General features: G+C 58.2%; 7 protein-coding genes. 3 read left to right on the top strand and 4 right to left on the bottom strand.

The window, feature by feature from the left end; all coding sequences use genetic code 11:
• Positions 1-430 precede the first annotated feature (430 nt).
• Positions 431-691 (top strand): ferredoxin-thioredoxin reductase variable chain, encoded by a 261-nt coding sequence (locus NW815_RS07600; RefSeq protein ID WP_414332109.1) that lies wholly within the window; start codon positions 431-433, stop codon positions 689-691.
• Here the strand turns inward: NW815_RS07600 and NW815_RS07595 are convergent.
• Positions 688-1161 (bottom strand): phycobilisome protein, encoded by a 474-nt coding sequence (locus tag NW815_RS07595; RefSeq protein ID WP_414390214.1) that lies wholly within the window; start codon positions 1159-1161, stop codon positions 688-690. The two genes, NW815_RS07600 and NW815_RS07595, sit on opposite strands and share 4 nt — an antisense overlap.
• A gap of 260 nt (positions 1162-1421) precedes the next feature.
• On the opposite strand from NW815_RS07595, the gene ftsH reads away from it, so the two are divergent.
• The gene (gene ftsH / locus NW815_RS07590) at positions 1422-3338 is read left to right on the top strand and encodes an ATP-dependent zinc metalloprotease FtsH (RefSeq protein ID WP_414415862.1); all 1917 of its coding nucleotides are present in this window, start codon (positions 1422-1424) and stop codon (positions 3336-3338) included.
• Positions 3339-3441: 103 nt separating this feature from the next.
• Here the strand turns inward: ftsH and glgP are convergent, their stop codons facing one another.
• From glgP to NW815_RS07575, 3 genes are all read right to left on the bottom strand, one after another.
• Positions 3442-5643, bottom strand: coding sequence for an alpha-glucan family phosphorylase (gene glgP / locus NW815_RS07585; protein WP_414332107.1), 2202 nt, complete (start codon positions 5641-5643; stop codon positions 3442-3444).
• 436 nt (positions 5644-6079) lie between these two features.
• Positions 6080-7264, bottom strand: a complete 1185-nt coding sequence (locus tag NW815_RS07580; RefSeq protein WP_414390109.1) for a SpoIID/LytB domain-containing protein — start codon at positions 7262-7264, stop codon at positions 6080-6082.
• Between the two features lie 235 nt (positions 7265-7499).
• Complete coding sequence (locus NW815_RS07575; RefSeq protein ID WP_414390106.1) at positions 7500-8006, bottom strand: nucleoside deaminase; 507 nt, start codon at positions 8004-8006, stop codon at positions 7500-7502.
• A gap of 210 nt (positions 8007-8216) precedes the next feature.
• On the opposite strand from NW815_RS07575, the gene NW815_RS07570 reads away from it, so the two are divergent.
• Positions 8217-8984, top strand: a 768-nt coding sequence (locus tag NW815_RS07570; RefSeq protein WP_414415861.1) for a trypsin-like peptidase domain-containing protein, incomplete at its 3' end; no start/stop codon positions are given.

The raw sequence follows: 8984 nt of genomic DNA, 5'->3' as shown, positions 1-8984 counted from the left end.
AGCAGTGTTCAGCGTAAATGTATCAGCAACAAAAGGTCGCCTTCTCTCTTTCCCAGATCCTGGCGGAAGCTGAGATTGGATAGGTGCTGCCTTTTCCTCCGAAACTGAGCTCTATCTCCTGCCCAATAGGGATCCCATGAGGTTGAAAGCCCTCATTTGATTTTCCTTGCCACACCCTAAAGTTCTCTGGAAGGATGTATACAATGCAGGGATCCAGTGGCCAGTCAGGGGGATCCCTTGGGTCGGGCTCATGGCTTGAGTTTGAGGGGATGTTCTCGGGTCATCCAAAGTGAGAGGGAACTTGAGAAAAATGCAAACTACTGTTTCAGTTTCCACACACTTCTCCACATCCGGAAAGCTTGCTTAGAGATTGAGTTAGAGTGTTTCCAGTCGGTTCCTGCAGTATGCTGCCTTTTCAGGAGGGCAAGACATGAAAGTTGGAGATCGGGTGCGGGTGCGTACCAGCGTGATCGTCTATCACCACCCGGAACATCGCAATCAACCTTTTGACCTCAAAGGTATGGAAGGGGAACTGAAGGCCGTGCTTCGAGATTGGAATGGCCGCCCGATCAGCGCCAACTTTCCCTTTCAGGTGCAGTTTGACAACAAGTTCCGTGCGCATCTCCAAGCTGATGAGCTAGAGGTGGTTGAGCCGGCCAACTCTGAAGAGCCCGCCGGGACGGCGGCCTAGTTAAGGCCCAGCAGCGTGCGGTTGGTTTCCAGAATTGGCCTGATCAACTTGGCTTCCTCGGGGGTGAGGTAATGGGCTATCACCTCTTGCAGAAAGCGATAGGTGGCCTCGCAACTGCGTTGGGTGCGGAAGGCTCGCATCAGTGTTTGGAACCAGTAGAGAAATCGATCTTTGTAGCGCTGCTCATCATCCAAGAGCATGGCTAAGGCCGAAAGGCGCAGAACCCGAACGGTGTCAGCTTTCCACTTGTTGCTAAAGTCTTCCACCCCTCGCATGAGCAAGTAGGGATCCAGCGCGCGCATTTTCATCTCCACATCCCGGATGATCTGGGCCTCCGCCGCCTGAATCTTGCGATAGGCGCTCAGGCGTAGGTCAAAGGAGGCTAGATAGGTCTCCATGAACTGCAGCTCTTCATCCCTGAGATACCGTCCGTCGGCAGTGATGCTCAGTTCGCGCAGTTGAGTCAGCATAGGGATCCCTGGGCAAGCTGGAATGAGAATGGAAAAAACACCACCTGTTCTGACTGACGGTCCAGCCTTGGTCTCTCAATCCTATCCCCAAACTCCCGGCCAGAAGAGCGGGATTGCAGGGATCCCCGGCAACCCTCTCAGTCAGGTTAATATTAATTAACAGTCTGTTGCTGCAAGAACCCACCCGACCCCAGATTGTTACCCACAAGTCGCCATCTGCGAGTTCGATTCAAAAACACCCTTTGGGAGGAAACACTTCCGTGAGTCAGAAAGGTAAAAACAAGAAATGGAGAAGCGCGGGGTTATATGCGCTACTGGCCATCGTCTTGATCTCTTTAGCCACCACCTTCTTGGGTACCCGCCCGGCTGAGCGTTTGGAGATCAGCTACTCCGACCTGATCAGCCGTGTTGAACGGGGCGAGGTCAGCAAAGTTTTGGTGGAGACGGCCCCGGATGGTCGCCAAGTTGCCATTGCCGAGGCAGAAATCAACAACCGCGCCACCCCAGTGAAGGTGAATCTGCCCCCCCTTACCCCTGAGTTTGAGAACACCCTGGTTGCCAACGGGGTGGAGCTGGCGGTACGCCCTGTTCAAGAGGAGGGGCTACTTGGGCGCATTCTCAGCACCTTCTTCCTGCCGGTTTTGCTCTTGCTGGGGCTCTTTTTCCTGCTGCGGCGGGCTCAAAATGGCCCAGGCAGCCAAGCTCTCAACTTCGGCAAATCCAGGGCACGGGTGCAGATGGAGCCGAAAACCCAGATTACCTTCAACGATGTGGCCGGCATCGATCAGGCCAAGCTGGAGCTGGCAGAAGTGGTGGATTTCCTGAAAAATTCAGAGCGCTTCACCGCTTTGGGAGCCAAGATCCCCCGCGGGGTATTGCTGGTGGGCCCGCCCGGCACCGGTAAGACCCTGTTGGCCCGCGCCGTAGCCGGAGAGGCGGGTGTGCCCTTTTTCTCCATTTCCGGCTCCGAGTTTGTGGAGATGTTTGTCGGGGTCGGCGCTTCTCGCGTGCGGGATCTGTTCGAGCAGGCCAAGCAAAATGCTCCCTGTATCGTCTTCATCGACGAAATTGATGCGGTCGGTCGCCAGCGGGGAGCTGGCTTGGGAGGTGGCAACGACGAACGGGAGCAGACCCTGAACCAGTTGCTCACCGAGATGGACGGTTTTGAGGGCAACTCCGGCATTATCGTCATCGCCGCCACCAACCGACCGGATGTGCTGGATGCGGCGCTGCTGCGGCCTGGCCGGTTCGATCGCCAAGTTACGGTGGATCGCCCCGATTTTCAGGGCCGGCTAGAAATCCTCAAGGTGCACGCCCGCGGTAAAACTCTGTCTGCGGATGTGGATCTGGAGAAATTGGCCCGCCGTACCCCTGGGTTTACCGGCGCCGACTTGGCCAACCTCCTGAACGAAGCAGCCATTCTGGCAGCCCGCCGCAACCTCACCGAGATCTCCATGGACGAGATCAACGACGCGGTGGATCGGGTGTTGGCCGGCCCAGAGAAGAAGGATCGGCTGATGAGCGAGCGGCGCAAGGAATTGGTGGCCTACCACGAGGCGGGCCATGCCCTGGTGGGATCCCTTCTGCCCAACTACGATCCCATCCAAAAAGTGACGATCATCCCCCGGGGACAAGCAGGTGGCCTCACCTGGTTCATGCCCAGCGATGACGACATGGGACTAACCACCCGTGCCCATCTGAAGAACATGATGACCGTTGCCTTGGGTGGGCGCGTGGCCGAAGAAGTGGTCTATGGAGAGTCGGAGATCACCACAGGGGCAGCCAGTGACCTGCAGCAGGTGGCCCGCATCGCCCGCAACATGGTGACCCGCTTCGGTATGAGCGATCGCCTGGGAAATGTAGCCCTGGGCCGCCAATACGCCAACATTTTCCTGGGCCGGGAGATCGCCGCAGAACGGGATTTCTCGGAGGAAACAGCAGCCCTCATCGACGAAGAGGTGCGGCGGCTGGTGAACGAGGCCTACCAACGGGCTACCTACTTGATTCGAGAAAACCGCGCCCTCTTGGATCGGATTGCCCGCCGCCTGGTAGAGGCCGAAACCATCGATGGGGAAGAGCTGCAGGCCATCATCGACAACTCTGAGGTGGTGATGTTGCCCCCCGAAGAGGAGCCAGAACCGCTGACTCTGCCTATGGCCGTCAACGCCAGCGCCTAGTCTCTTTTCCCCAAGCGCAAACTTGGGATCCCTGCTTTTCCTCTTGAGGAGAGAGGGATCCCAATGTTTTGTATGATTTGCGCTGGGAGAGGGGGAGTCCACCCTAGCCGGCAACAGCCGAACCCAACAAAGTCCGGCTCGCCTCTGCTTCCAGGGGCTGAGGCTCGTAGATTTTCAGCACGTACTCCGCTACCATGCGGTCGGTGTTGAAAACGGGGTTGAGGGTGCGGATGGCCTCCTTCATGCGGGCAATCCAACGACGTGGGATCCCTTTCTCATCCCGGTCGTAGAACATGGGGATCACCTCATACTCCAACAAGTCGTAGAGGGAGTTGGCGTCCAAGTCGTCTTGGGCAGCGGGATCCAGACCTTCGATTTCTTGGCCAATAGCCCAGCCATTGCGACCGTTGTAACCTTCCGGCCACCAGCCATCCAGCACCGACAAATTCAATCCCCCGCTGAAGCCCACCTTTTGTCCTGAGGTGCCGGAGGCCTCCAGAGGGCGTCGCGGGTTGTTCAGCCACACATCGACCCCCTGCACCAAATTGCGAGCGACATAGGCATCGTAATTTTCGATGAAGGCGACCCGGTTGGCCACCTCAGGCCGGTTGGACCATTCCACCACCCGCTGGATCAGGCGCTTGCCCCCTTCATCCCGGGGATGGGCCTTGCCGGCGAAGATAATTTGCACAGGGTACTCTTTGTTGGTGAAGATGCGGGTAATTCGCTCCAGATTTCGCAGGATCAAATCTCCTCGCTTGTAGGTGCTGAAGCGGCGGGCAAACCCAATCGTCAAGACCTTGGGATCCAGCAACTGGTTGACCGCTTGGATGCGCTCATTGCTTTCGCCGCGATTGCGCCGGGCCCGCAACACCCGGTGACGGGTAAAAGACACCAGCCGCTCCCGCAGAGCTTCTTTGCGCCGCCACAGTTCTTCATCTGGGATCTCTTCCACCTTGGCCCACAGTTCCGGGTCTGACACCCGCTCCGGCCAATCGGGGCCCAAGTACTGGTCGTAGAGGTTCCAAAAAAGAGGGGAAACCCAGGTACGGGCGTGAACCCCATTGGTAATGGAGCTGATGGGCACCTCATCCACCGATCGCTCAGGGTAGAGCACATGCCACATTTCGCGAGAAACCCGTCCGTGGAGCTTGCTTACCCCATTGGCTGCCCGCGCGTACCGCAAAGCCAGCACCGTCATGTTAAAGCGCTCCCAGGGATCCCCGGTGCGCCGAGCTCCCAAGGCCAAAAATTGTTCCCGCGTCAGGCCAAGTTGAGGCCAGAAGGAGGCAAAGAACGCATCCATCTCATTGGGGCTAAAGGCATCGTGGCCAGCCGGCACCGGTGTATGGGTAGTAAACACACATTTTTCCCGCACCTTGGCCTCCGCCGTCTCGAAGGGGGTGCCCCGCGCCACTTCCTCCCGCAGCAACTCCAGCGTCAGGAAAGCAGCGTGCCCTTCATTCATGTGATAAACCATGGGATCCAAACCCAACTGGCGCAGCAGACGCACCCCACCGATACCCAGGATGCACTCTTGGGCAATGCGAGTATCGGTGCTGCCCCCGTAGAGGTGGGCGGTAATCCAGCGGTCGATGGGGTCGTTCTCCGGCAGGTCGGTGTCCAGCAGAAAAAGAGGTACCCGGCCCACGTCCGCCCGCCAGGCCCGCGCCTTCACCAACCGCTGCCGCATCGCCACTTCCACCAACAGAGGGCTGCCATCCGGCTGGCGCACCAGAGTCAACGGCAGAGACTCAAACTCAGAGTCTTCGTAAAGCTCCCCCTGCCAGCCATTGTTGTCCAGGCGCTGTTGGAAGTAGCCCTGACGGTAGAGCAACCCGATGGCCACCAGGGGCACCCCCAAATCTGAAGCCGACTTGAGGTGATCGGCGGCCAACATACCCAGCCCGCCAGAGTAGGTGGGCAAAGACTCGTGCAAGCCGTATTCGGCACAGAAATAGGCAATAGGACGCTGCCAGTCGTAGGTTTTCATGGTGCGCTTGGCCCAGGTATCCTCAGCCGTCATGTACTGCCGATAGGACTGCACCATCCGGTTCAACGTGTTGAGGTAGTTCACATCGGTGGCCAAGGCTGCCAACCGCAAGTAGGAAACCTCCTCCAGCATGCGCACCGGGTTGTGGGAGGTTTTTTCCCACAGGGCGGGATCCATTTCCCGGAAAATGGTGAGGTGATCGGGGTTCCAGGTCCACCAATAGTTGCGGGCGATCTCGCACAGGGGCGTGAGCGCTTCCGGCAGCACCGGACAACGTTCGGGAAAAGCAGGAGCTAAGGTGGCAATGGACATAGGACAGATACCTGGGGTTAAAGTTATGGGCTCGAAAAAGAAGAGGTAGAGGTCGATCCTGGTAAACGTATCTCAATTATTATTGAGCCGATCCTGAGGATTCTGAGGGGGGAATTCAAGATCTCTACAAAATCTTCAGGGGACGTAACCCAAATTTTCCAGGGCTTCTCCCGATCTTGCCACAGCAGCGCGGAGCCTTCAAAAGCAGCGTTCACAGGCAGCCCAGCTTTCGATTCCGGCAGAAGCTGCCCGTCTATCTTCAGAGATGGTGCAACATTAGAGTTAACTCAAAGTTAACAAAATCTACAGAACCCCAACGAACCCTTGGGGAACCCCTCCGGTTCAATTAAAATGCTGCTTCTCATAAGCTCTTAAAAACTGCAGCTACTTTTGCTACCAATCGATTATTTTGTTGGCTTCTCCTTGAAGTTGAGCCTTAACGTCCTTCCACCACTGCCAGACTGGTGTTGCGGTAGTAGTGGCTGAGGATCTGTTGGTAAGAGTAGTTTTGGCTGGCCAGGGCGGCAGCTCCCCACTGGCTCATGCCCACCCCGTGCCCGTAGCCCCGCCCATGAATCTCAAAGAAAGCTGGGAATGTCCCTGCCACAGGAGCCAAGCTGGCTGTAGTGGCGGCCTCTCCGCGTGGACTAATGGCAATCTTTGTGCTGCGCAACCCTAGAGCCCGACGAAAATCGCCAGCACTGAGATCTTTGATTCCTTGGGATCCCGTCAAGCGCACCGTGATCGCCCGTCCCCACGGGGAGCTGCGCAGCACCTCAACAGAACGAATAGCCCCGATCCCGGCAGCCAACTGCTGAATCTGCTGGGCAGGAACGGTGGCCGTCCAGCTAAACACCGGTGAGTGCTGATCGAAATCCGGCACCCCCTGTAAGTAGGGCCGCGACTCTAACCAGACATTGCCTGCATCATCCGTATGTCCCCCCGCAGAGGAGTGGAAAACCGCATTGATCAACTGCCCCTGGTGGATGAGAACCTGCCCGGCGGTCTCACGGGCAGCCGCTTGGGTACGGCTGGATTCGGCAGCCACTCCCTTGTAAACCTGCCAATCAATCCCGTTTCCTAAGTCAAAAGGCTGCTGGGAACGGCGACTGCGGTGGTAGAGGGCATAGGTGCGGGAGGCCACGGCTTGGGCTTTGAGAGCCTCCATGGGAAAACGGTGTCCCATCTCGCTGCCCACCACGCTGGAAACGTAGTCTTCCAAGCCAACTTGGTTGATGGCAATCACCCCACGCTCGCCGGGGATCAACTCCACCAAGCCACGGTACCAATTCTGGTCGATAAACACCAACCCATCGGGGACAGTGGGCTGCAGGTAAAGACGTTCTCCCTGTTGGCCGGCCAAACTGACTGCTGAACCCGAACGGCTGGCCTGCAGCGGTTGCATGGCCTGCACCTCTGCCAGCGGCTGTCCCTGGGCATTCAATAGGCGGGCTCCGGTAGAGCTGCCGACGGTGACCTGGGGCTTGTTGACGGCAATACCCACCCGCAGCAGCACCCGTGCCTGCACCGGAAAGGTCAAGCACAGCCAAGCCCAAACCAGAAGGGCAATACTCCTAAGCCAAGCTGATGGGAGAGGAGAAAAGGAGAGGGCAATAGTCACACACCAATCCTCTGGGAAAGAGTATCACAGCCGGCGAGGGATCCCGGACAAGTCGGGTTCTCAGAATCTGGACATAACCAACCTCAACACCTCAGGCAGCCACCGCCCCTCGGACAGCCTTTTTTGGGGCTGGTGCAGGACGCGAGTGAGGACCAGCCGAACCCGATATGACAGTATCAAAAACCTCTGGCGGATGCACGACCCCAGCCCGTTCTTTTTGCCCCCAATTTCTTCCTCAGGTTGTGCGCGGGATCCCGCGGCGGCGGCAAAACCACTGCTGCAATAGGCGTCGACACTCGACCTCGCAAACTCCGCCGATGATCTCCGGGCAATGGAAGCTGGCAGCAGAAGCTGGCAAATTGAGCACGCTGCGCAGTGCTCCGGCCTTGGGATCGTCTGCACCGTAAACCACCTGAGCCAGCCGCGATTGGCTGATTGCCCCGGCACACATGGGGCAAGGCTCAAGCGTGACGTACAGCCGACAGCCCTGCAGCTGCCAATCGCCCAAGCGCTGCCCTGCCTGCCGTAGGGCCAGAATCTCCGCATGGGCCGTGGGATCCCGATCCCGTTCCCGCCGGTTGCTGCTCAAAGCCAGCAACTTTTCCCCTGGCCCCACCACCAGAGCGGCCACCGGCACCTCTCCAGCTTCTCCTGCTTGCTTAGCTTCTCGCAAGGCCAACTGCATCCAGGCGCGGTGGCGCTGCCACGGATCCCGCCCCTGTGGCTCGGAGGAATGGAGCATACTCGGATCCCCGATCATTTTGGGCGTTTCGAGCACTGCCTCTGTCCGCAAGATTTGCTAGGGTAAGCACACATACCCCGAACATCCAAAAGTAAAGAGTAGGAATAGATAGAATAGACCAGGAGTGAACTGGGTCTTGATGGCGTAAGTCGGGGGAGCGGGTTCACGCCTTTTGAGTCTTGGCGATACGGCTTAGCTTTGGGAGGGAGCATGGCGCGGATTCTACGGCATACACTTTTGGCGATGGCTCTGTTTGGTGGAGGCGTCGCAGGTGGGGTCTGGCTATCGTCTCGAGCGGGGCAGGAGTGGTTACAGCAAACTCCCCTGATCACTTGGACGCGACGGGCCGGTGAGGGAGTGGGATCCCTTTTGCCCTGGTCTGAGCCCCGCCCTGAGGCTGCGAATTCTGCCCCTCCCGCTGATGCCGTCCGGCCTTCCAATTTTATTGCTGCAGTCGCCCAAAAGGTCGGCCCAGCGGTGGTGCGCATCGATGCCACCCGCACCGTGTCGAGGGGGGTCAACCCAGAACTGTTCAACCAGCCCCTGTTTCGCCGCTTCTTTGGGGATCAACTACCGCAGTTGCCGCAGGAGTTTCGGCAAGAAGGCACCGGATCGGGGTTTATCATCGACGCCAGTGGCCTGATCCTCACCAACGCCCATGTGGTGGAAGGCAGCGAGCGGGTCAGGGTTCACCTGCTGGATGGGCGCACCTTTGAAGGAGAGGTGAAGGGCTCAGATCCGGTTACCGATATCGCAGTGATCAAAATTGAGGGGGAGAATCTGCCCACGGTTACCCTGGGTAACTCTGACTTGGTGCGACCGGGGGATTGGGCTATTGCCATTGGCAACCCGCTGGGCCTAGACAATACCGTGACTGCCGGGATCATCAGTGCTGTTGGGCGCTCCTCCGGGCAAATTGGAGCTGTCAACAAGCGGGTGACTTTCCTGCAAACGGATGCGGCCATTAACCCCGGCAAC

Source organism: Synechococcus sp. R6-7 (genome assembly GCF_047461695.1).
In the GTDB taxonomy this organism is placed as follows: domain Bacteria; phylum Cyanobacteriota; class Cyanobacteriia; order Thermostichales; family Thermostichaceae; genus Thermostichus.
This window is presented reverse-complemented; position numbering and strand designations above follow the sequence as displayed.

What these genes read in the sequence shown, in the direction of transcription:
- NW815_RS07595 (WP_414390214.1), bottom strand. Translation starts at nt 1,161, where the DNA reads ATGCTGACTCAACTGCGCGAACTGAGCATCACTGCCGACGGACGGTAT.
- NW815_RS07575 (WP_414390106.1), bottom strand. Translation starts at nt 8,006, where the DNA reads ATGCTCCATTCCTCCGAGCCACAGGGGCGGGATCCGTGGCAGCGCCAC.
- glgP (WP_414332107.1), bottom strand. Translation starts at nt 5,643, where the DNA reads ATGTCCATTGCCACCTTAGCTCCTGCTTTTCCCGAACGTTGTCCGGTG.
- NW815_RS07600 (WP_414332109.1), top strand. Translation starts at nt 431, where the DNA reads ATGAAAGTTGGAGATCGGGTGCGGGTGCGTACCAGCGTGATCGTCTAT.